At 29.2% G+C, this 25,457-nt stretch carries 11 protein-coding genes, 2 tRNA genes, 1 other RNA gene and 1 pseudogene; 6 read left to right on the forward strand and 9 right to left on the reverse strand.

All coding sequences use genetic code 4. The features are described 5' to 3' along the window. Window positions 1-144 precede the first annotated feature (144 nt). From MHJ_RS00545 to MHJ_RS00555, 3 genes are read left to right on the forward strand one after another with little or no spacing between them, the layout of a single operon-like run. Window positions 145-1,062, forward strand: coding sequence for an NAD(P)/FAD-dependent oxidoreductase (locus tag MHJ_RS00545; RefSeq protein ID WP_011206118.1), 918 nt, complete (start codon window positions 145-147; stop codon window positions 1,060-1,062). A 24-nt stretch (window positions 1,063-1,086) separates the two neighbouring features. After that, a complete protein-coding gene (locus tag MHJ_RS00550) occupies window positions 1,087-4,521 on the forward strand; it encodes a P97 family adhesin (protein ID WP_011283910.1) in 3,435 nt (1,144 codons plus the stop codon). Window positions 4,522-4,529: 8 nt separating this feature from the next. Next, window positions 4,530-7,460, forward strand: coding sequence for a P110/LppT family adhesin N-terminal domain (locus MHJ_RS00555; protein ID WP_044284587.1), 2,931 nt, complete (start codon window positions 4,530-4,532; stop codon window positions 7,458-7,460). 4 nt (window positions 7,461-7,464) lie between these two features. Here MHJ_RS00555 and MHJ_RS00560 read toward each other — a convergent pair whose 3' ends face one another. Beyond that, a complete protein-coding gene (locus MHJ_RS00560; RefSeq protein ID WP_052259107.1) occupies window positions 7,465-9,543 on the reverse strand; it encodes an ATP-dependent Clp protease ATP-binding subunit in 2,079 nt (692 codons plus the stop codon). Between the two features lie 182 nt (window positions 9,544-9,725). On the opposite strand from MHJ_RS00560, the gene tpiA reads away from it, so the two are divergent. The 3 genes from tpiA to rnpB all read left to right on the forward strand — a co-directional run bounded on the left by tpiA (window position 9,726) and on the right by rnpB (window position 11,351). After that, window positions 9,726-10,454 (forward strand): triose-phosphate isomerase, encoded by a 729-nt coding sequence (gene tpiA / locus MHJ_RS00565; protein WP_011206114.1) that lies wholly within the window; start codon window positions 9,726-9,728, stop codon window positions 10,452-10,454. A gap of 118 nt (window positions 10,455-10,572) precedes the next feature. After that, window positions 10,573-10,839, forward strand: a complete 267-nt coding sequence (gene rpsO, locus MHJ_RS00570) for a 30S ribosomal protein S15 (RefSeq protein ID WP_011206113.1) — start codon at window positions 10,573-10,575, stop codon at window positions 10,837-10,839. 130 nt (window positions 10,840-10,969) lie between these two features. Next, window positions 10,970-11,351: RNase P RNA component class B (rnpB, locus tag MHJ_RS03605), an RNA gene on the forward strand. A 64-nt stretch (window positions 11,352-11,415) separates the two neighbouring features. Here the strand turns inward: rnpB and MHJ_RS00575 are convergent. The 8 genes and pseudogenes from MHJ_RS00575 to MHJ_RS00615 all read right to left on the reverse strand — a co-directional run bounded on the left by MHJ_RS00575 (window position 11,416) and on the right by MHJ_RS00615 (window position 25,240). Further along, window positions 11,416-14,327, reverse strand: a pseudogene (locus MHJ_RS00575) (P110/LppT family adhesin N-terminal domain). 235 nt (window positions 14,328-14,562) lie between these two features. Further along, the gene (locus MHJ_RS00585) at window positions 14,563-15,162 is read right to left on the reverse strand and encodes a hypothetical protein (protein ID WP_011206110.1); all 600 of its coding nucleotides are present in this window, start codon (window positions 15,160-15,162) and stop codon (window positions 14,563-14,565) included. Between the two features lie 226 nt (window positions 15,163-15,388). After that, window positions 15,389-18,238 (reverse strand): P110/LppT family adhesin N-terminal domain, encoded by a 2,850-nt coding sequence (locus MHJ_RS00590; RefSeq protein ID WP_011283913.1) that lies wholly within the window; start codon window positions 18,236-18,238, stop codon window positions 15,389-15,391. A 20-nt stretch (window positions 18,239-18,258) separates the two neighbouring features. Next, window positions 18,259-21,375, reverse strand: a complete 3,117-nt coding sequence (gene mhp271 / locus MHJ_RS00595) for a P97 family multifunctional adhesin Mhp271 (protein WP_011283914.1) — start codon at window positions 21,373-21,375, stop codon at window positions 18,259-18,261. A 277-nt stretch (window positions 21,376-21,652) separates the two neighbouring features. Further along, the gene (locus MHJ_RS00600; protein WP_011283915.1) at window positions 21,653-23,572 is read right to left on the reverse strand and encodes a DNA gyrase/topoisomerase IV subunit B; all 1,920 of its coding nucleotides are present in this window, start codon (window positions 23,570-23,572) and stop codon (window positions 21,653-21,655) included. A gap of 473 nt (window positions 23,573-24,045) precedes the next feature. Next, window positions 24,046-25,014 carry a 6-phosphofructokinase gene (gene pfkA, locus MHJ_RS00605; protein ID WP_011283916.1) on the reverse strand — a complete coding sequence of 323 codons (969 nt, stop codon included), beginning with the start codon at window positions 25,012-25,014 and terminating at the stop codon, window positions 24,046-24,048. A 61-nt stretch (window positions 25,015-25,075) separates the two neighbouring features. After that, window positions 25,076-25,151 (reverse strand) — tRNA-Lys (locus MHJ_RS00610). Between the two features lie 3 nt (window positions 25,152-25,154). After that, window positions 25,155-25,240 (reverse strand) — tRNA-Leu (locus MHJ_RS00615). Between the last annotated feature and the right edge of the window lie 217 nt (window positions 25,241-25,457).

Consider the following 25,457-nt stretch of genomic DNA (forward strand, 5'->3'; position numbering starts at 1 on the left):
ACTTATAATTTATACTATAAATAGTAAAAAATCAAAGTAAATTTGAAAAATTTTCTACTATAGTAATTTTTTCCGATTTTTAGAATAAAAATATTATAATTTGTATATAATTTATTATAATATTTTTATGAAAGGTGCTTTGCTATGGAAAATTATGATGTAATAATTATTGGTGCAGGTCCTGCGGGTCTGACAACCGCCCTTTATGCCTCTCGTGGCAATTTAAAAGTGTTAATTCTGGAAAAAGGTGCCCCAGGTGGAAAATTAGTCTCCCAGTCAAAAATAGAAAATTGACCAGGGGATGAGATAATTGATGGTGCAACATTAGCGCTTAGAATGTATAAACATCCTTTAAAATTCGGCGCAAAACACCGCTTTTGCGATGTCGATTTTATCGAAACTGAAAATGAATTTGACCATAAAGTTTATTGTAAAGACGGAAAAATTTTTCAAGGCCGAGCAGTTGTAGTTGCTTCAGGGATGGTCGAAAGAAAACCGCTTGATATAAAATATTACCTTGAATATGAGGGAAGGGGTGTTTCATATTGTGTTGTCTGCGATGGTCCTTTTTATGCAAATCAACCTGCAATTGTAATAGGTGGTGGGAATTCTGCTGTTGAAGAAGGTAGTTTTTTGGCTTCAATTGCTTCAAAAGTTTATATTTTGGTTCGTGATAGCCAATTTAATGCTGAGCCAATGTTGATCGAAGATCTCAAAAAAAATAAAAATGTCGAAATTTGGTTTAATGCAAAAGTTTTAGAACTTAGGGGAAAAGATCAGTTAGAATCTGCTCTAATTGATCATAACGGTGAGAAAAAAGTACTTGAAATTAAGTCACTTTTTCCTTATATTGGGTTTTTACCAGCTACAAAATTTTTAGAAAAAAACCATAGGCAAGCATTAAATCAAATTAATTTTATTGATGTTGATTCTTATGGTCAGACAAAAATACCCGGAATTTATGCTGTCGGCGATGTAGTTAGCAAAGAAATTCGCCAAATTGTAACGGCAGCAAGTGATGGTGCTATAGTTGGGAAAATTTTAACTAACCGAATTAAATAGAAATTAAAAAGGGGCAATAAGGTTGTGAAAATTGTTAAGAAAATAAAAAAAACAAAATATTTAACAAGAAAGTCAAAAATTTTGTTAGGCCTAGGACTAAGTTCATCTATTCTGGGAATTCTTGGTATTTCAGTTGCAGTATCTTATGGTCTTGCAGTAATCAAAAAAAATTCTTATAATACAACAATTGCCGATCTAAATCGGCTAGCCCAAAAAATTAATGGACTTAGTTTTAATGCCCAAAAAATTTCTCCTTTTTCAACTTATGCAAGTCTAAAAAAAGAGTGGAAAAACTTAGAAAGTAGTGAAAAAAGCGGCGAATTTTTTGATTTTTATACTCTTAATTACAAAAGATTACAACCTTATAAACTTCCCAATGGCATTTGAGCAGAGTTTCTAAAAATTGAACCTGATGATGCAAATCAACAATTTAATGTGGAATTTGTGTTAAAATCCTTTAACGGATCAAGAGTTATAAAATCTGATATCAAAAGTGAAAAAGTAGCCATAAGTCCAAATTCTACCTTTTTTTTAGAGAATTTTTATCAAGCTTTAGAAATTGATCTGAAAAATATTAGCCCTTATTCTAATGGTGATAAAGGTAAAAAAAACCCTAAAAATTGACTAGCAAGTGATTTTTTAACTGAAATAAACAGCCATGAAACTGCTCAAGATGCAATTAAAAGAATTCGTGATTTTTTTAATTTTGACTTTGATTCGGTACTTAAAAACAAAAATTTTGCTATTAAATATAAAGATAATTTAATTTTTCCTTATAAAATCGAAATTCTTAAAAATGATGATGACAGTTGGATAAAACCATCTCAATTAAATCCTGATTTTCTTGAAATACAAGGTAGAGTTAGTTTTACTGATCAAGCAAAAAAATTATTTCCGAAAAGTTTTAACACAAATATTACTAAAAATTTTAGCTTTTTACTTTTTGATTTAGCATTAAATAAATCTGCATTTGCTGACCCGAAAGTTTTTATTAGAATTCCGAAATTAGTTGAGCCAAAAATTGATGAATTTTCAAGTGAAAATCCGCAAGAAAAAATTGATTTGTCGCAAAAGTCAATTTTTTGAATTTATAATTTTCTTAAATATAAGGAAGATAATATATCTTTAAAAACTCCAGAAGAAGCCAAAAATGCACTAAATTCTTTATTAAATAATGATTTAGAGCTTGATTTTAGCCAAAATAACAATTTAGAACCAAATATTAAAGAAAAATTTGAATATCAACTTTTAGTTGATAAAATCAACTTCAATAGCGATCAAAATTCATCGTTTATTAACATCCCTTTTGAAATTTCTTATCCGCTTGATAGCGAAAAGAAAAACAAATTAAAAACAGAAACACAAGTTTTACTAAGAAAATTTAAAAATTCATCTTCATTTGATGCTACAGTTTTTGATCCAAAGAATTTTTCTAGTCTTCCGATAGTCAATTTAAAATTCATTAGTGAAAAAAATCGCGATAAAGACGATATTTTTGAAGCATTTGAAACAGTTTCAAAATTCGAATTGGAAAGATTATTAAACTTAAACCAACAGCAACAAATTTACCAAATCTTAACAGATCCGACAAAATTTAATCTAACTTTTCCGGAAAAAGAGATTCTTGATGCTTGGATTTCAAGTTATAATTTCCCATCAGTTCAAGAATTTAGCAGAAGAACCTTAGTGGCCAAAAAACTTGAAGATGGTAGTCAAAGCCGTCCTTTTTTTGAAAATAGTCGTGAATTTATTGCTTTTACAAAAAAGATTTTATCCCTTGAAAAGGCTGAGGCAAAAAAATATATTGAGCCATTTTTTGAGGCGCTTAAGACTGAGATTTCCGAAAAAGAGTCAAAAAAACTAGAAAAAAAAGCAACAAATTTAAACCAAAAGACAGCGAAAAATAGTTCTACAACGGCAATTTCTTCTGAAAAAAATGAAAAACCAGAAAAATCAATGTCTGAAACACAGCCCGAGTTAGTAAAGGTTCAGCAAAATCAGCCAAAAACCGAAGAAGAACCAAAGCAAGAAACTGATAAACAAGAAAAATACAACGACCAAAAAAATCCAGAACAAGCTAAAGATAGCAAGGAAAAGGAAAAAAACGGGAATTCGTCTTTAAAAAGTCCGAATTTACCTGCGGAAAAATCCTCAGATTCCCAGGATGAAGGTCCAAAAACTGATAGATTACAGCAAGAAAATGAACAAGCCGCTTTTAATGATAAAATAGTTTCTATTCTGCAAAATCAGTATGAAATTTCATTAATTAAAAATCTAACTAATCAAATTGAGGCATTAAAAAATAGTCCAGAAAGACAAAAAGTCACATTGGATGCGGCTAGTTTTACTGATTTATTTATTGAAACTTATAAAAGCAATGATTTAGTTTCGCAATTTGACAGTTTTGCCGCTGGTCTTAATTATAAAATTGTTTTTGTAGCAAACCAAGATGATGAGATAATTGATCAAGTTCAACTACCAGAACCAGGAAAATCTAAAAAAGCAGAAAAAACCCCGGATTTTAAAGAAGAATCTGAGAAGAAAGAACTTGAAAATAAAGAAAATTCTCCTGCCGTTGGACAAAAAAGTGATCAAAAAATTAGCCTAAGTTTTTTTCAAGAAGAAAAAAATAATAATCAAAATCAGGGCCAAGAAGAATCTGACAAAAAACAGCAGACTCCAAAAACAGCTCAAGAAAACAGTCAAAATTTAGTTCAACAACCAAAACCAGAACAAGAAACTGAGATTTTTAAACTTGGTTATTATTACATTTTTACTGCGCCTAATAGTGAAAAAATTGTTTTCCGCACACCAATTAAGTCGTTAAAATTAAAGGTTTTTTTAGCTGAAAAAGGTGGAATTACACTTGAAAAACTATCTTATAATATGCTAAATTTCCCCCAGTCCTTACTGAAATTAGAGCTTGCTGATAGTAATTTTACCTCTGCTGAAGCTCTGAAAAAACAACCTGAAGACATTCTAAAAGCTGAATTTAGTTCTCAAGATAAGGATTTTAAAGCAACAATGAATAGTTTCAAAAAGCTTTTTGGTAATAAAACATTTATGAAAATTTATCCTTTACTTAGCGGAAATGGACTTATTTACAAAGCAAATAGTGTTTTTAAGGACAAATTTGGGAATTTAAAAATTAGATTTGCAGTTAAAGACTTAGATGCAAGTGAGAAAAAACAGATTGTTTTTCCAAATATTTTGGAACCAGAACTAGAAAAAAAAGAACAGGATGTTAGTCCAAAAGCAACAGAAGCTGAAAGTAAACAAGAAAAACAAGAAAAATCTCAATTAGCTTCAGATTCTAGTCAAACTTCAATAACATCTAGCCAAAACCAAGAAAATAATCAAAAAAATCAGCTTGAAATTTTCAAACCCGCAGAAAAAGAAGCAAAATATCCACTTGTCTTTACAGTAATTAAACCAAATCGACAATTTAGGAGAAACTAGTTAGATCTATGAAAGAAACAAAAATTAAAACTGTTGAAAAAGTTTCAAATAAAAGAGCGCTGATGATTATGGCGACATGACCAGTTGTTGCTGGAGCTATTTTTGGTTTTTCTTATCTAACTTATGCAGTAAGCGAGTCAAAATATTTTAAAAAGGTTGATACGCGAAAATTAGAAACAACAGATTTAAGTCAAATGGGAATCGACCTAACTAATAAAAAGTTTGGCGAAATTATCGACAAACTTGAAATTGACAAAGATTTTGTCAAGTATTCGGCTAATCAAATTCTTGAATTATCTCGTAATTTACAGTCTAATTTTCATTTAGTTAACCTTTTTAACCTTGCAGATTTTAGTACAAAATACCCATTTTTAAAACTTAATATCAACCCGATTGATAACTCTGATGTTGATGATAAAAATTTGGTTACAAAAGTTGTAAATAACAATTTAGTTAACGTTGTTTTTTCCGCTCATGATCAATTAAGCAATAAAGTTTATTCAAAAGTTCATTCAATTCGTGGTTTTAGTGGTAAAGGTGAGATTCCTTTTGTGAATTTTAGTGTTGATCAGCAAAAATCCGCTTTTGTTTTAAAGCCTGTTGAGATTAGAAAAAAATGAAACGCACTTTCTTTGATTGATAGTTTAAATAATGACTATAAAAAAACTCAGGATGCCAAAAAAACCCTTGAAAAATACGGATCTTTTTTATTACTAGATTCAAATAATACAATTATAAATTTCCCAGAAAAAACTCACTTTGATTTTAAAAAGGATGAATTAGGTGATATAGTTTTTAAAAATCTAGAAGATCCAAATGGAAATTTATGAATATCATTTGATATTTTTGATGAAAATAACAAAAGAATTCGTTCTTTTGATCTCAAAGTTACAAATTTACTTAATTATCGTGAGGTCACAAATTATCTTAACAATTTATTAAAAAAAGAAGATGATTTAATTGAGCTGAAAAACGAAAAAATTGAGGAAATTGTTGCCAAAAATGTTTCTTTATCAACTTTTTTCATTAGTGCAAAAGGGGTTGATCAATTTTTTGATATCTCAAAATTAGAAGCACTTTTTACTAATTCATTACCAAATTTTGCTATTAAATTATTCGCGACCAACACACAAATGGATCGCTTAAGCGAAGTCGAACTGCTTGTTCAAATTGATTTTCAAGCAAGAAAAGGTTTAATTGCTGACCAAGATCAAGCCCAAAATAGTATTGAGTCTGAGCAACTTGGTCCTAAAAATTTACAAAATAAGCAGGAAAATCCAAAAGATATTACTGTTTCGAACCAAGGACAAAATAAATCTGAAAATCTTAGTGCTAAAAAAATCGAACCTGTTTTATTCCAGCAACAAAACAAAGCTAGAAGCACTCAAGCGAAAGGCCCAATTGATAAAGACGCTGAAAAACTCAAAACTGAGATAAATTACCGTAATTTCAGCTTTGTTTATATATTAAAACCTTTTAAAGATTTAGCACAACGCTATCTTAACAATGTAATTAAAAATAATAATTATTATATCATAAAAAATAATTTTAATTATTTTAGTGGTAGTGAAATTATTAATAATTTAAAAAAAATTAATGCTAGTTTTTATTCTTATGAGGAGAATAAAAACACAAATAAAGGCTATGAAATTGTTAATTTAGCAAGCAGCCCAACTTATGATAGTCTGGCCAGTCAGAAGGCAATTGTGTCCTGATTTAAAGACTTTTTTAAGGATGCCCTTGAATTTCCAGTTGAGAAAAATACTGATAAAACTCTTAAACCTGAAGAAATTTTAGCAGAAATTTTCGCTAAAATGAATAATATAATTAATTCCAAACAAATTTTTTCTTATGGAGTTAAATATAATTTATTCTTTGATAATATTAGCCGAGAATTAAAAATAACAATTAGTATTCAAGATCGAACTAATAAAATTTTAGGCCAAAAAGATATAAAAATTGCCGGACTTGCCCCATCAAATCCGCCGCTTTTTGTTGCAAAACAAAATTCTGCTAGCTTTTATTTTGATGGAGGGGGTGGATTTGAAACTTTTGATCAAAATAGTTTAAATCCAAAGATAATTAAAAGTTTTAAATCAATTACAAATCCGCAAGTTTCTTTAATTCCAGATAAAAAAAATACTGGTGATCCAAATCCGAACGCGGTAAAAATAGTTAAGAATTTAGGGGCTTTATATCCGAGTTTAAATGATGTTGGGCTTAAATTTGTTTATAAGGATCCTGCAAATCCGGAGGGTTCTGACTGAAAAGACGTAGAATTTGATCCGCAAAAACCATTTTTTTATGGTTTTTCAATTCAAAATAATTTAGATGTAAATAAATATAAAATTGTTTTGAATTTTACAACCCAAAAAAATCAAGCACAAAACATAAATAATTCAGAAAGTAATCTAATTTGGGTCAAAAAATTATCAAAAAAAAGCGAGATTAACTTACAAAATCAGCAAAATTATTCCGAAATTCCCGATAATACTCCAGTTTGGCTAGTAGGCATTTCCAAAAAAAGCGAAATTGAGACAGCAACTACAACTGAAAATTCCGTTAATTCCAAAAAAATTATCGGAATTTTACCTGTTTCAAAAGGTGACTTTACTAATTTTGTGCTTTCTTATAATGGATTTAATCAAGATTCAAATCAAAATAACGCCTCCACAAATAAAAAGATTCTTATAAAAGTCGTAAATTTAGAACAAAAAGATCAACCGGGCATCGAATTAGAAGAAAACTTTTGGCAAAAAAACCCCCAAAATTCTGATACTTCTAGTCAAAACGAGAAATTATCTTTAATTCTTGGGGATTCCGAAAATAACAAAAACCACGTAAATACCGAGGTTTTGTTTAAATTTTTCACACAATTTGATTATCAGTTTGAGGATAAACAAACTTTTAGAACAGCTTTGGAAAATTCTTTAAAATAAAAGATTAATTTTCGCTTTCATTAAGATGCAATTTATCATTTTTAAAAGATAAATTGTATTTTTTATCTTTTAAAATTTCTTCGGCCACTATTTTTTTGGCAACAAAATTTTCAATTTCTTTCTTAATAAAGCGCTTAATTGGCCTGGCACCAAAATTTTTATCATATCCAAACTCTAAAATTCAATTTTTGACTGATTTTTCAAATTCAATCTCAAAATTATTTTCCTTTAGACGATTTTGCAAATCCTTTAGTTCAAGTTCAATAATTTCAAAAATTATATCATAATTTAAAGGATTAAATACGATAATTTCATCAATTCGGTTGAGAAATTCTGGCTTTAAATATCTTAAAAGTTCCTTTTTTGCCTCAATTTCATTCATCTTTTTACCCTCAAGAATTTTATTAGCACCGATATTTGAGGTCATAATTATAATTGTATTGCGAAAATTTACTTTTTGTGACTTACTATCAACAATTTCACCATTATCAAGAATTTGTAAAAAAATGTTGATTACTTCCGGATGAGCTTTTTCAATTTCATCAAGCAAAATAATCGAATAAGGATTTAGTCTTACTTTATTTGTTAGATTACCACCTTGTTCAAAACCAATATAACCCGGAGGAGCCCCAATTAGCTTTGAAACACTATGTTTTTCCATATATTCTGACATATCAAGACGGATTATTTGGTTTTTATTATTAAATAAATTAAGAGCTAAAGCTCTAGCAAGTTCAGTTTTTCCCACCCCAGTTGGTCCCATAAAGAAAAATGATGAAATTGGGCGGGATTCATCATTAATTTTAGCTTTAAACCGCAAAATCGCATCTGAAACAGCCTTAATTGCCTGATTTTGACCCTTAAGCGATTTTGCTAAATTTTTTTCTAAATTCAAATATTTTTGAATTTCTGATTCTAAAAGTTTTTCAATCGGAATTTTTGTTCAATTAGAGACAACCTTTGCGATCTGACTTTCGTCTAGAACATTGGAAATTTCCTGCCTTCTTGCTTTAATTTCGCCTAATTTTTTACTTATTTTGGGAATTTTTCCGTATTTAATCTCGGCGGCTTTTTGGTAGTCTCCTTGTTCCATTAAGTAATTTTGTTGATATTTTAGTTTTTCAAGTTCCTGGGATAAGCTAGCGATTTCAGAGGCTGATTTTTTTGATTGATCCCATTGATCTTGTAATTTTTTTACTTCATTTTCAAGATTTTCAATTTTGGATTTTAATTCTGAATTATCTTGTTTTTGCGAGTTAATTTCTTCCATTTTTAAATAAATTAGCTCGCGCTTTGCTTTTTCAAGTTTTTCTGGTTGGTAGTTGATTTCAACTTTTAAAGAAGCAGCAGCTTCATCGACTAAATCGATAGCTTTATCAGGTAGAAAGCGGTCAAAAATGTAACGATTTGCCGCTTTTGTAGCAAAAACAAGAGCAGAATCCTTAATTTTTACTTGATGGAAATTTTCTAGCCTTTCCTTAATTCCCCGTAAAATATTAATTGTATCAATAACTGAAGGCTCTAAAATTTCTACTTTTTGCATTCTTCTTTCAAGGGCGCCATCTTTTTCGATATATAAGCGATATTCGGAATTTGTGGTAGCCCCGATTAATTTAATCTGTCCGCGAGCCATAATTGGTTTTAGGATATTGGCAAAATCCATTGAATCAGTCCCAGAAGATCCTGTTCCAATTAGAAGGTGAATTTCATCAATAAAAATAATAACTTGATCGGAATTTTGCTCAATTTCTTGCAAAATTGCCTTAATTCGTTTTTCGAATTCACCTTTAAAAGAAGCACCTGCAAGAATTAAGGTTAGATCTAATTCAAAAATTTGTTTATTTTTTAAATTATCCGGTACTTGATTTGCAATAATCTTTAGAGCCATTCCTTCAACAATTGCAGTCTTACCCACTCCAGGATCCCCGACAAGGACAGGATTATTTTTTGTTTTTCGGGATAAAATTTTGATAATCCTTCTAATTTCGTCATCGCGGCCGATAACAGGTTCAATTTTATTTTCTTTTGCTAATTTTGTTAAATTTCTTGCGTATTTTTCAAGATTTTCGAGTTTTTGTTTCATTTTTTTCCTTTTTAATTTTTTATTTTTCTTAACAAAATAAATTATAACATATTTTTTGGCACTTAAAAGTAAAGAGTGCCAATTTTTTTTCTTAAATGAAAAAATACTTTAATTTAAAGGATAATTTAAATTTTTTACCTTTAAATTAAACGAAAAAATGATATAATTGATTAATATTTATTATGAAAAAAATTATTATTGGAAATTGAAAAATGAATAAAACCGTAAGTGAAACACGTGATTTTATTCAAAAATTTGACATTTTCTATCAGGAAAATGTGGGCAAAATCAAAGAAGATTTAGATTTTGCAATAGCTCCAAGTTTTATATCTTTATCACTAATTTCTAAGTCCTTGACTAAAAAATTAGAAATTGCTGCTCAAAATCTTAGTCAGTTTGATTCAGGAGCCTTTACTGGGGAAATCAGTGGCAAAATGCTGCAGGATTTAGGGACAAAATATGTAATTATTGGGCATTCTGAAAGAAGAGAAATTTTTAAAGAAAAAGATGAAGAACTAAAAAATAAAATTTTACAAGCACAAAAATATGATTTAATTCCTGTTTTTTGTGTTGGTGAAAGTCTTTTAGAATTTGAAGCCGGCCTAACTAAAAAAGTGATAATTTCGCAGATAAATGCTATAAAATCAGTTCTAAATTTTCAAAAGGCAATTATTGCATATGAACCAATTTGGGCCATTGGAACTGGCAAAACAGCAACGGCTGCAATAGCAGAAAAAGTTTGTGGACTGATTAAGGAAAATTTTGGGAAAAATACAATGGTAATTTATGGAGGCTCTGTTAATTCTAAGAATATTAACGAGTTAGTATCCCAGAAAAGCATCGATGGCGCCCTTGTAGGTGGAGCCTCTCTTGATCCAGAAGAATTTGGAAAAATTTTAGTTAATAGTTAATTTTTTACTTTTTTATTGTATAATTTAGAAAGATTTGATTTATTACTTGGTTTTAATAGTTTTCGCGGATTAATACTAGGTTTTAAATTTTTAATTAAATTTTTGAAAGGATTTCAAAATGATATCAAAAGCGAGAAAACAGGAAATTATCTTAAAATTTGGGAAAAATCCAAAAAATACAGGAAATACAAGCGTTCAGATTGCACTTTTAACTGAGGATATCGAAAGATTAAAACTCCATTTTTTAAAAAATAAGAAGGATAAGCATTCAATGCGCGGTTTTATTGCCAAAGTTAATAAAAGAAAAAAACTTTTAAATTATTTAAGAATCAATAGTTTTGATACATATAAGGAAACAATTGAAGCCTTAAATATTAGAAAATAAATTTTTTCTTGTTATAAATTTCAAAAAAATAGTGGTAAATTTTAACCACTATTTTTTTATTTAATTTAAAAAATAAGTTTAATTATTTTTATATAAAACATCTTTAATTTTATATGGTATAATTATAATTTGCACAAGTCAATTGCAGATATAATTAAATATAATAATTTTTTTATAATTGTTATATTTAACAAATTTATATTTGAGGAAAGTCCGCGCTAGCACTACCTGAGATGGTAGTAGTGTTCATGTTGGATCTAATAAATCCAAGCTTTAGACGACCAGTGCCACAGAGACGAGTTTATTTATTAATTTGTTTATATTAAAAAATAGTTTAGAATTTTTAAATTAATAAATAAGGTGAAACGCGGTAAACTCCATGAGCTAGAAACCTAAATTTTGGTAAGGGAGCCCAATTTCGGGAAACAAACTTTAATTGGGAAGTTCTATTATAATATTTTTATAAAGAACTTAGATAAATGATTGATTAATACAGAACGCGGCTTATTAGTGCAAAAAAAACAGCGAATCTAGACGCTGTTTTTTATTTTTGAAAAATATAAACTATTTTTTTGTTTAATTCTTATCAACTATATAAGCATCAATAAGCGCTTGGCGAATTTCTTGATTATTAATGTTTGATCCAAATACTAAATTTTTATCATTTGACATCATAAACGCTTTGAATGTTACTGGTGCCTTTTGAGTTTTTGGATCGCTATCAGTAGCTCCAATTTGTAATTCATTTAAAATATCAGTAAAACTTGGGATTGGGCTTACACCTTCTTTGGCTTTGTCTGCTTTTTTATAATGTAAACTTCTATGCATTCTACTTTCTATAATTTGTTTATGATTTTTTCCTGCTTGAGAAGAAAATACTGAAACAGAAAGTCGATCATTGTTTTCTACAACCTCTAAAAGAATTTTTGTATTCGCCTTGATAAATTCAGTATTTTTTTTGTTTTTATACTTGTTAAAATCAATTAAAAGTGAGGGTGTGTCCAAAAAACTACTATTATTTTGGTCCTGTTTTCATCCAAAAATAAATTTGATAAAACCGTCGACTAGATCAACAATATCAGTAATAAAATTATTTTCATTCCTTCCAGGATATTCTAGTCCTAATTGATAACCAGTTTCATCCTTGACCTTGTATTTGTTAAGAATTATTCCATTTCCTTTTCCATCGGATATTAGATGATGATTTTTGAAATCTGTTATATTATTAACTTGAAGCGCTAGTCAAAACACTCCAATATCATCCTTTTTATTAGTCTTTTGTGAAGTAGTAGAAGAAGAGTTCGTTGTTGGGCTTAATTTCAAAGGTTTCCTTAGCTCTAAACCTTGATCAGTTTGAATTGCATCTTCTGATTTAAATATTAATTTATTATCACTTAAATCTTTTAGGATAAATTCTTTTTTATCTTTTCCTTGATCTTGATAATTAATTGTTCCATCTAGAAATACATCGGGATTGAATTTCTTAATTATATCATAGGCAGATTTATTAGAATTAATAATATTATTAAGACTAATTTTGGACTGGGCCAAAATTAGATTTTGATTAGTTTTATCAACTAATTTAAAATCAAAAAATAGCTTATTTCCTAAAGTTGAGATCTCATATTCGCTTTTTGTATTTTCAAGTTTATAAATATTAGCGAAATTAAAAGCTGTTCAAATGCTTGTCCCAAATTTTTCATTTTCTAAGGTTAAATTCGTACTGCTTGTGGAATTAGAATTCGAATTTTGACTAGTTTGAGGGGATGAAGTGGAAACTGGTTGTGTTTGCTGACTTTGACTTTGTCCCTTAGCTTCTTCTGCAAAAGTGCTTACCTTGACTGTTTTTGCTGAATTTTCTGTTGTTTTAGCTAGTGAAACCTCTGGTTTTTTCGGTTGTGTGGGGCTATTTTTTTCTGTTTTTTGAGTATTTGCCTTTGATTTTAAGCCCTCAATCACAGTTTTTACTCTTGTTTTACTTTTTCCTGGTCTTGGTCAACTAAATATTTTCCCGTATTTAATAAATAAATGCTTTTAAGAACTTCTTCACTTGGATTTTCCAAATTAGTCACTGTTTTTGCTAGTTCAAAAAGTCGATCAACTCGCTGTTTTATTTCATTTGAGGATAAAGTTTTTGCATCTTGATCTTCAGGCATTGAAAATTCTTTAACTGCTTTTATCGTTCCAAACATTTGGGCAACAGCGGCTTGGTATTTATTAAAATCAACTTTTAGATCAACAAAAACTGGAAGATCCTGGATGATAAATTTTTTATCAATAGCTTTTCGTTTTAAAGAAGCAGTAATTTCAAAGCGAATTTTTTGATTTTCAGCTAGTTTTTTCTTATCAACAACAGAAATCTGACTTGGATCTAAAAGTTTGGGAATAATACTTAAATAGACAGTTCCGATTTTGGTATTAAGAAAAAAATTTGACTCACTTAAATCAAAAAGATCTTTAAATTCTTTACTTTTTGTTAAAATTTGGGATGTATTTACTTTTGAATTCGGAGATCCATATCAATAATCAGAGAGGCTAATTTTATCTTTTACTAGTGCCATTTGCAAATCATCTTTGGTTTTTAATTTGCCTTGAAGATTTGTTTCAAGTCAGGATTTTAGAATTTTAGAAATTTCCTGATTTGAAATCGCGCCGCGAACTTCAAGATTTAAATTCATAGTTTTTTTAGTTGAAATTTGCACTAAATTAAGTCCAAGAACTAATTTTCCATCTTTATTTAACAAAGTTAATAATTTTTTTCGATCCAAAACTGGGTCTAATTGATAATCTGGACCTAAAAATACGGGTTCTCCTAAGGAATTATAAAGTGAAAGACTCGCTTTTGATGCAACCAAGGCTCTTTCAAGTCGTGAAAATCAATTACTTCCTCTTTCATTTTCAAAATTTTGGGCAAGCAAAATTTGGAATTCCATCAAAGTTAGATTTGCCCTTGAAAGATCGACAAAAGACTTGCTTGAATCAATTTGGCTAAAATCAAAATTAGTTCTAGCTTGTTCTGTATTTCCAAAGCCTTTAAGTACAATTTGTTTTGAATAAGTTATTTGATCCTTATCAGATTTTGCATAAATAATAACATTTTTAATTGAATTTTGATCAACTACTGCATTTTCAAGATCAAAACTTACTAAATAATCATTGTTTATTAGTTCACTTAAATCAAAAGCAGAAACAAGATTATAACGATAAAGATCACTTTTGGCAGCAGTTAAAACTGTTTTTGCCGATCATTTTTTAAAATTATCTTTAATTTTAAGATTTAAAACAATTGAATCAAATTTTTCCTGACTAATTTTAGCTTTTTCTGTTACTTTTAGCTGACTTGGGATCTGATTTAGATAAGAATAATATGATTTATTATAAGAATTAATTCCGACAACTATACCAACAGCGGCTGATAAACTAAGACTAATTCCGGCAATTGTTGTTATTAATCAAAAAGGTTTTTTAAGTAATTTTGCTAACTTCATAGGATAAATACCTCCGGGTTTTATTTAGATTGAGGAGATTATGCTGGTAATTTACTTTAAAAAGTTTTTTTATTGAGCTCGAAAAAGGGAAAAATTTGCTTGTCTTATATATTTAAATTATAACCTTTTTTTTATTTTTTTTGTATTTTTTGTTAAAAATTTAGATTACAAGCTTTTTTATAGGTATATAAATTTTTTAGACTTAAAAAATTTATGAAAAATTATCTAAAAAATATTATTTTTGGAAATTATACCAAATTTTATTAATCTGAGAAATTTTATCAAATTTTTCAGCTTTTTGGCTAATTGCTTTTGAAGTTAAAAGCGCAGTAAAAAATGAACAATACTCAGTTGCATAAATTTTATTACCTTGGAATTTATTAAGCCCGACAATCATTGTATATTTTTCATTATTTCAAACTAAACCTCTAAAAAAATAAAGTTTTTTTGTATATAAAACTTCTTGAAGCACTAGTGTTTGTTTATAATTTCCTTCTAGAAAACCAAGATAATATTCCCATACTAACAATTTTGCTTTAATTTGATTTAATAAACTACGGTTTTTTTGCAAATCTCATTTTTGAAAACTGATGAATTTTTGCTGTAATTTTCCATTATAAATTAAAGTAAGAATTTTTTTTGTCGGTCAGTTTTTTAAGAATGGTATTTTTCTTAGACCTATCCCGTGCGGAAAATCAAGCAAATTAGGTCTAATTGCAAATATTTTTTCAGTTTGACTATAAGCAATTGCAATTGTATATAAATTCTGAACAACATTTTCGTATCTTTGAAGATTTAGCTCAATTTTATTAATTCATAGACTAATCTTGTTCATCTGCTATTATAAAATAAAAAAATCCTTTAATAATCAGTTTATCAAATTTAAGGAAAAATTAGGCAAAGGCAATAAAAAAGGAAAAATTAGAAACTTTTAGCTAATTTTTCCTAAATTTAGTAATTTTGCTCTGAAAAGAATATAATAAAATATCTAATTTAAATAAAAAATCTCCAAATTAATATTTGGAGATTAAATTTGCTATATTTTTATAGATTTTTATTAATTATTGTTTTATATAATTACTAATAAAAGCATTATTTATTAAACGCATTTTTTCTGTATCGTTTGTAAATGATTTTTTATCAAATAATGCTATTGCTTTTATACTTACAGCTGGCGGTTGGGTTTTTGGGTTTTGAGGTTGACTATCTCCAATTTTATTAGGACTAAATAAAGAATATAATAATGAACCTTGAACTGTATAACCTTGAGAGGGAAATGATTTTCTATTTTTTATTTTAACAATCTTTTCTTTGTTATTATCTTGTGCTGAAGGTAGTGAATAAAGCTCTGTTACAATATCTTTTTTTGACTTATAAACTACTAATAAATAATCAGCGTTTTGACGGAGAATAATTTTTTTCTTTGATCGAGGATCAATTGAACCACTTGCATCTAATATCGTATCAGCAGCCTGAAATTGTTTATCCCTGAAGTCATCAGGCTCATATGAATCAATTCTAATCTCAAAAGCGTTTGGTTCTTCCTTATCTTGATATCTCTGAATGAAGACACCTTTATCATTTTTATCTCTTATTAGATAATGAGGTTTATAATCATTTTTATTGATATTATTAACGGTAAATGCAATATAAATTAATCCTGATCTAAGTCCTGGTAGAGGTTTTTTTTGCTCTGCTTGTGTTTGTAATTCTAGTTTGAGTACATTTTCTTGTGGATTGGATCCAGTTTCTGGTTTATAAACAAAGCCATTACCCATTAAATCTCTTAACGATTTTAAAGTATAATCTTTTTTTGCTTGCTTTTTATAATCAGGTTGTTCTCCTATTGTTGCATCAAGGAAAAGATCTGGGCTAAATTGTTTAATCTCATCATAGGCAGACTTATCAGAATTAATTAGACCACCAAGACTAATTTTAGATCCTTGATAAATAATTGCTCGATCTGCTTTTGATACAAGCATAAAGTCAAAAACTAATTTATCATCCTCTGTTGAGATTGTATATTGCCCTTGGGTGTTTTCAAAATTATAAATTTGCGCTGTATTTAGTAACTTTCAAATTGTATGTCCAAATTTTTCTTCTAAAGCTATTGAACTTTGTCCACTGTTTTGGCTAAGACTTGATTTTGGACTCTGACTTGTAGAAGAAGCTTGGACCTGACCGTTCTTAGTTGTTTGTTCAGGTTGGTTTTTCATACTAATTATATCAGAAAAAGCACTTACTGAAACTTTTTTTTCTGTCCCTGTTGATGTCTTAGTAGTTCCACTAGAAGTTGCAGATGTAGTTGGTTTTTGAATAGGACTAGGCACTTTTGGAGCCAAATTCTTGGTGTCAGCTTTCATTCGGGCTTGTTCTATTATTTTTTTAAGATTAGTTTTTTCTTGCTGGATCTCATCATCAAAAAGATATTTCCCTGTATTTAATAAATAGACAGCACGAACAACTTCATCACTTGGTTCGGATAAATTACTAACTTTTGCGGCAAGATTTGCTAATTTATCAATTGTTTCTTTGATTTCTTTGGTTGATAACTTGGCTCTATCTTGATATTCTTGCATTTTAAATTCTTTGGTTGTATTTGTTGAATTAAAAATTTGACTTAAGGCTATTTCGTATTTATTAGAATCAAGGCTTAGGTCAACTAAAACTGGAATATCACTGAGAACATCTTGTTGATCGAGTGCTTTTCTTTTTAAGGTGGTTAGAACTTCAAAACGGATTTTTTTATCAGCTAGAAGTTTTTTCTTATCTTCTTGACTAATTTTTGCAGGTTCTAAAAGTTGGGGCTTAATTATTACATAAAAAGTTCCAAATTTTGTATCCTGTCAGAATTTTGCTGACCTAAAACCAAAAAGATCCTTTAATTCCTTAGCTTTTTGTTTTACTTGATCAGTTTTAGTTCTTTGCTGTGGACTTCCGTATAAATACTCAGAAAAACTGGTTCTATCATGGAAAAGAGCATTTTTTAGTTCAAGATTTAGGCTAAGATTTTGGTCTAAATTTGATTCAAATAAAGTTTTTAACTCACTAGTAAATTCTTGATTTGTTAATAATGGACGGATTTCTAGTGTTAAATTAATTTTCTTTTGGCTCTCTTTTTCAACTAAATTAAGTTCTAAATACAATTTCTTATTTTTTTCTAGTAAATTTAATTCTTTTTTTGAATTCAAAACTGGTTCTAAGCGATAATTTTCATCTAAAAATACTGGTTGCCCTAAAGAATTATAAAGTGAAAGACTTGCTTTTGAGGAAATCAAAGCATTTGCCAATCTTGTAAAAGAATTTGCATTTCTTATTTGTCGATAATTTTCGCTAAGAATTCTTTGAAATTCAGAAAAAGAATAATCAAATTTATAAAGATTAACAAAGGATTTTCTTTGATCAATTTGGAATTTAACAAGATCGCCTGCAGCTTCATCATCTTGAGCAAAACCTTTAAGTTCAATTTGTTTTGAATAAGTTATTTGATCTTTTTCAGATTTTGCAAAAACTAGCACATTTTTAATTGAATTTTGATCAACTACTGCATTTTCTAAATCAAAACTAATTTGATAGTTGTTAGTTTCTAAACTTGAAAATTCAAAAGCCCGAACTAAGTCATACCGGTATAAATCATTTTTTACCGCTGATAAAGCTGTTTTTGCTGATATTTTCTTAAAATTATCCCTAATTTTTAAATTTGAGACTATTTTATCAAAATCTTGTTGGGATATTTTTGTTGTTTTAGTAGTTTTTAGCTGACTTGGATTTTCATTTAGATAAGAATAATATGATTTATTATAAGAATTAATTCCGACAACTATACCAACAGCGGCTGATAAACTAAGGCTAATTCCGGCAATTGTTGTTATTAATCAAAAAGGTTTTTTAAGTAATTTTGCTAACTTCATAGGATAAATACCTCCGGGTTTTATTTGGCTTGTTTATTTTCTTTTTTTCTAATGAGAACGCGAACATAAAGTGTTGATTTTTTTGCTGCCGGGGAACTAACGGGTTTAGCCGCAACTGGTTTTGTAGTTTCAGGCTTTGCTGCTTCTGTTTTTGGAGTTTCAGGTTTTGGAGTTTGTTCTACTAATGCAAAGTCAAGGAATTTATATCCTCCAGAAAATGCTTCTATAATTTTTTCAACCTCAGCAGAGTAGTTTTTTCCTTTTGATTTAAGGGATTTTTCTACTTTTGTACCTAATTCTTGAATATATTCTGTTAGCTTATTGCTATTTTCCTCTGGTTTTTTAGATTGATTAGGAGCGCCTTCGGCTTTTTTACCTTGATTTGGAGTTCCTTCACTTTTTTGGGTTTTGGGAAAAGTTAAAGAAGAAAATGCAGACTCATCTAATCTTCATTCTTTAAATTCGCTTTGGAGTTCTAATACCGTTTTATCTAATTCTTTGATAATTTTATTTTCTTGATAATCTTTATCGGTCTGAAGTTCTAAAAATACTTTAATTTCCGGTGTTTTTAACTCCGATTTTGCTCCATCACGATAAGAAAGTTTAAATTCAAATGAAATTGGAAGATAATTTCCTTCTAATGAAGACGAAGAAACTGAACTTGTTGTTGAGCTTAAAGGTTTTGCAGCTTCTGGTTTAGCCGCCACGGGTTTAGCTGTTTCTGATTTTGGCGGAACTGGCGCCGGTGAACTAATTTTATCTGTTAATTCCTTAACTTTTTTATCAATTTCAGCTTTTTTGCCCTCTTTTTCTTGATCTCCTTTTTTCGGCACAAACGAATATTTAAGATTATCATCTAATTTTGCTCACGGAGCAAAATTATTAAATTGGGCAGCCTTTAGGAAAAAGGCTTTTAATAAATCACCAAAATTTTCAAAGTCTTCCCCTTCTAAAAGCTTTTTGTCAATATTTCTAGTTTTAAAGCCGGAAGAATCAATTAAAGAATGTTTTTTTAATTCTGCAAAAACTTCAGCATCAGTTTTATTTGCTAGTTTATCCTTGATTTCTTTTGGCAGAACTAAAGTAGCATAAAATCCTTGACCCTTTTCATTGCGATATAGACCATTAAAAGTAAGTTTGGTTATTTTTCTAAAATTTTCTTTACCTTTTTTACCCACTAGGAATTTATACTGTGTTGCTTCCTCAAAAATGTTTTTTGCATTTCTAAATTTTCAGCGTGGGAAATTAGCTGTATTTGTATGAAGTCCCCATTTTTTACCTAATTCATAAAGAGTTTCTATAACTGTTAGCCGATCTTTTGTTAGTAAATCCTGATAAAAACTAGCAACTTGATGCCCATCTAGGAAAAAATCACGTGATAAAATTTCAGCAATTCCGACTTCGGATACTGCCGCTTTTTCATTTTCCCTTAAGGCTTTAATGTTTTCAAGTTTTGGCTGTACTAAATTTCCTGTTCAAGAATCAAGTAAAGACTGATAAGGATTAAATTGATAATTATAATTAGTTTCAAGTACTTTATGAATTGCTTCTGGTTTGTTTTCTTTAAAAAGTGCATCGACTTCAACTTTAGCAATTAAAAGAGGACCATTTATCGGTTCACCCCCAAAATCAACTAAATCTTGATTTTCCTTACCTTTTTCAAAAAATGGTAAATATTTTGTTTTATAAATTTCTTGATTTATTTTTGGAAGTTGATTATTGAGCCCTTGGTCAAATCCGGTTAGTTTAAAAATTCCATCTTTTCGAGCAATGATATTCTCTGGTAAATTAGTTGAAGTTTTGAAAAAACTTTCATCAACTTTTAGACGAAAAGGAATTAAAATTGTTGATTTATCAGTTTTATCAAGACTTGCCCTTTTTACATCTAGATAATATTGAAGACTTTCAGAATTTCCCTTGCCAGAAAAAATTGAATCTAACTTGCCAAAATCAAATTTAATTTTATTTTTTAATATTTTATTAATTGATTCTTTGGCTTGATCAGAACGAAGATCGTTATTATCAAAAAAACCAGACCTAATTGTACTAAGAATTTCATAGGCCGAAGTTTTTAAACCTTGCTCATTAAAATCAGTTTTGGTAATATCTTTTAATTTTAAGTTGGCTAAAAACTGATTAAAATCTAAAAAGTAGGAGGAATTGTCTTGTTTTTGTAGTTTAATTGATGAAACTATTGGGCGAAAATTAAAATCTTGACCAATTAAATCACGAGCACTTTGACTAAGATCTGCTTCTAAAAATAGAAATGGAATTTGGTTCTGAACGCTGACATATTGATTAGTTGCCTGTGATCTGCGAAGACTAAATTCGAAAATATGCCCAGAATTTCCGGGTAGTTTATTTTCTGAAGATTCATTTAGCTTTGTTATTAAATTATCAAGTGAAGGAAAATAAATAGCAAGTTTTTTGACTAATTCTTCGGAATTTCGTGCCTGATTTAGATCTTCTTGAAAATCAAGTACGCGAAAACTTGCCGGATTTTTATAAGAGGATGTCGGTTTTGTTAACTTTGCTAAATCATCGGCAAAGTTTGTAGATTTTAGGGATAGATTTCCTACTTGCTGATTTAATTTATCAGTGATTTTCTTAAGTGAAAAATTAAATTCGGCAACTAAAAGATTTGACTGCTTTAAAAAAGCGACACTTTCTTCTTGATAAATATCAGATTTTGCTATATCCCCGTTTGCAAATTTTTGTCATAATTGAAATTTGACTTTAAAATTTTGATTGACATCATCAGGGATAATTTCAAGAATATGAAAGGAAATTCCGGCATTTTTATATTCTGGATCTTCAAGGTTAATTTTTTCTAACTGATCACCGTTTTTAGAAAAAAAGGAAAAGGATTTTAGAACCTTTTCGCTATTTTTGATTTGGTTCTTGGAATCTAAAAGGTGATTTTTGATTGTTCAATAGTCAGAATTAGCAAAAAAAGCATCCGGACTAAAGGATAAAGTTGAAACTTTTGTAGCAAAATCATTTACAACTTTCCGTGGATGCTCTGATCTGTATTTTGCCAAGCTGCTAAGTCCGACAGTTAGACCAAAAACTCCAAGACCAATAATAGACCCAACCAAACCAATTTTAAAAGTTTTCGATTTTGTCAATTTACTCATATTTAACCTCTTTTTTTGGTGGTATTTTTAAATAATTTTTTAGTTTTTTGTTTTTTGCTTTTTTTATATATAATATAAATTAAATAAAATTGTTAAATTTTTATTATTTAATTTTCTTATTTTTTATTTAAAAAACTAAAAAATTATTCAAGCTGTACAAACAAAATTATACCTTTTTTTTTTTTTTTTTTTTGCAACAAAAAAAACAAAAAAAACAAAAAAATGCCCATTTTAAGGCACTTTTTTCAAAAAAGTTTAAAAATTTAAACTAGTAGATCTAGATATCAACTTTTGCATATTGCGCATTTTCTTCAATGAAAATTTTGCGCATTGTTACGTCTGTTCCCATTAACGAATCAAAAACCTGGGCGACTACTTCAAGATCATGAATTTGAACTTGATACATTCTTCTAGTCTGGGGATCCATTGTTGTCTCTCAAAGTTGTTCCGGATTCATTTCGCCTAAACCTTTATATCTTTGGATAGTAAATTTGGAATTTTCCTTTAAAATTTCTGTTAAATATTTTTCTTTTTCTTTTTCATTATAGGCATAAAAAATTTTTTTTCCTTGACTTATTTTATATAAAGGCGGGATCGCAATATAAACAAAGCCAAATTCAATTAGCTTTTTAAAATAACGGAACAAAAATGTTAATAAAAGTGAACGAATATGCGACCCATCTGAGTCAGCATCCGTCATAATAATTATTTTTTGATAGCGGATTTTACTAATATCAAATTCAGGACCAACTCCTGTTCCAAAAGCGGTGATCATCGATAGAATTTCTTCATTTTTAAGTACTTTTTCAAGCTGAAACCGTTGGGAATTAATAACTTTTCCCCGCAAAGGTAAAATAGCCTGAAAATGTCGGTCACGCCCCATTTTTGCACTGCCCCCGGCTGAATTCCCCTCAACAATATAAAGTTCGGCGATCTCGGAATTTTTTGTTCCACAATCTGCAAGTTTTCCTGGAAGAGTCCCAATATCAAAAGCAGATTTACGTTTTATTGCCTCACGGGCAGATTTTGCTGCTCTGGCTGCTTTTTGTGCAAGCAGATTTCGGGCGATAATTTTCTTGGCATCCTCAGGATTTTCGGCTAGATATCTTTGAAAAACCTCGCTAAAAGCTTTATTTACAAATTGACGAACCTCTTTGTTGTTTAATTTTGCCTTTGTTTGACCTTCAAAAATTGGGTTAGTATGTTTAATTGAAACGATTGCAATTAGGCCATCTTTTATATCTTGTTTGACAAATTTATCAGTTTCGGATTTGATAAATTTGTTACTAAGTGCATAATTATTTAGAATACGCAAAAGGCCATCACAAAGCCCATTTTCGTGACTTCCGCCTTCAGGGTTATGAATATTGTTTGTATAACTTTTAATTTGACTATGATCTTCTTGGACATAATTAAGGGCAAATTCAACCTTAATTGTATCCTGATTATGCTCATATTGATTCTCGCTATAAATGATTGTATTAGTTAATTTCTTAAAATTTTTACTTAATTCTTCGACATAATCAGAAATTCCGCCCTCAAAACAGAAAGTTTGGGAAAAATCACTCCGTTTATCAATTAGTTCAAATTGGATTCTACGTGTTAAATAGGCTGTATTTTTAAGACGGTTAAAAATTGTAAGTAATTGAAAACTGTTTTTTTCAAGAATCTCAAAATCGGGGCTAAAAATAATTTTAGTCCCACTTTGGGAACTATCAAGATTAGAAATTACACTTAGGTCTGCTGTTTTTTGGCCGCCGTTAATGAATTTTTGGTATCAAAGTTTGCCATCCCTTTTAATAAAAACCTCTAATTCCTTGGATAAAGCATTAACAACCGAGGCCCCAACTCCATGAAGACCACCTGAAACCTTATAGGATTTACCATCGAATTTTCCACCGGCATGTAAAACTGTAAATACAACCTCAGCGGCTGAAATCTCATATTTTGGGTGAATTCCAGTCGGAATGCCGCGACCGTCATCCTCGATACTGATTTTGAAATCATCCAAAATTGTAACTTTAATTTTGGATGCAAAACCTGCAAGAGCCTCATCAACTGCATTATCAACAATTTCTCAAACCAAATGATGCAACTCGTTTATTCCGGTCCCGCCGATATACATTCCCGGGCGTTTGCGAACTGCTTCTAAACCTTCTAAGACAACTATATTTTCGGCTTGATAATCTTTTGACATTAGCTTCTCCAGTATTTATAAATTAATTATTATACCACAAAATTCCAAAAAGCCAGGTGGTTTTTTTATATAAAGGAATAAAAATGCTTTAAATTTAAAGTGTTTTTTCTTTTTGGAATTTTCAATTTTTTAATATCTTGGCTTAGCCTCATGAATTTTTTTCTTTAAAATTCAAGAAGAAAAGCCATTAAAACCTACTGTTTTTTCTAAAATTTTTTTTAGAAAATTAGAAAAAATTTAGAAAAAGAAACTAAATTATTGATTTTTTTTAATTATTGATTTTTTAATAAAAATTAAGAGAATAAAAGGCTTAAAAATTAAAAAAACCTTTAAATTTAAAGATTTTTTTAATTTTGTTGAGCTAAAAGTTTTAACTTCGCATTTGCTTTTTTTGCCGCTTTTGAAGTTTTAAGTCTTCTTAGTTCACGTCTTTTGGCCATTTTTAATTTTACTATTTTTCGCATTTTAATCCTTTAATTTTGATTGATTTTATTAATTTCAAGCACTAAGTCGTTTGTTTTTCTAACAGGTTTTGATACTACTTTCGCAATATCAAAAGTTTGGATTTTACCATCTAAATAACTAATTGCAAGACCTGATTTATCTTGATTAATTAATTCCATAGCTTTCATTGCCATCTTGGCTGCTAAAATTCGGTCAAAAGCTGAAGGCCTGCCGCCGCGCTGGGTATGTCCAACTTCTAAAGAGCGAGTGGAAATTTTTGTTAACTCCTCAATTTTAGCCGCAAACTCTTTTAGGTTTGGTAAAATATTCTCTGTAATTGTTACTATCACGCTTGGTTTGCCTTTTGCAAACTGTTCTAAAACTTTTTGACTTACCTCTTCAGGGGTTAAAATATTTGTATTAGTAATTAAAATTTCGCTTCCAGTTGCCATTGCCGAATATAAAGCTAAATCTTGACAATGTCTCCCCATAACTTCAACTACAAAACAACGACGATGAGAATTCGCCGTATCCCTTAATTTATCAATAGTTTCAACTATCGTATTCAAAGCAGTATCAAATCCAATTGTATAATCGGTAAACTGGATATCATTATCAATGGTTCCTGGTAAAGCGATTACTTTTATTCCTTTTAAATGTAATTTATAACCGCCATTATAGGTTCCATCGCCACCAACTACCACAAGCGAACTAATCCCAATTTCACTTAAAATTTCAACGGCTTTATTTTGAACTTCCTCTTTTTTAAATTCAGGAAAGCGACTTGATCCTATGGCAGTTCCGCCAAAACTAGAAATTCCATTATAAGGAAAATTTTTTGCTGGCAATATTTTTCTTGCGATTATTCCAGAATAGCCATCAAAAATTAAATATGGCTCAAAACCTAAACTAAGTGCTGATTTTGCCAAAAAACTTATTGCAGAATTCATCCCAGGCGCATCGCCGCCTGAAGTTAATATACCGATTTTTTTTGACATTTTACCTTAAATAGAATTCCTTTTTTAGATATATAAATAAAATAGGACAAAAAATTTGAAATGGTACGCCCTAGAGGATTTGAACCTCTGACCCAATGATTAAAAGTCATTTGCTCTACCTGCTGAGCTAAGGGCGCATTTGGTGCTCGAAACTGGACTCGAACCAGCACGGGATTACTCCCAAAGGATTTTAAGTCCTTTGTGTCTACCATTCCACCACTCGAGCTGCTAATAATTTTCTGTTTAGGAATTATACCATAAACTGAAAATAAAAGCAAAAATTTATTTTTTAATTTTAATTATGTATGACTACAAAAAAATTATAACATAAATTATTTTTTTTTCTAAAATTTTTAATAATTTAATAAAAAATTAGTAAATTAAGATGTATTTTACTAATTTTTAGTTAAAAATTAAAAAATTTTTAAATTATAGTAAAGTGA

Source organism: Mesomycoplasma hyopneumoniae J, from assembly GCF_000008205.1.
GTDB classification, from domain to species: Bacteria; Bacillota_I; Bacilli_A; order Mycoplasmatales; family Metamycoplasmataceae; genus Mesomycoplasma; species Mesomycoplasma hyopneumoniae.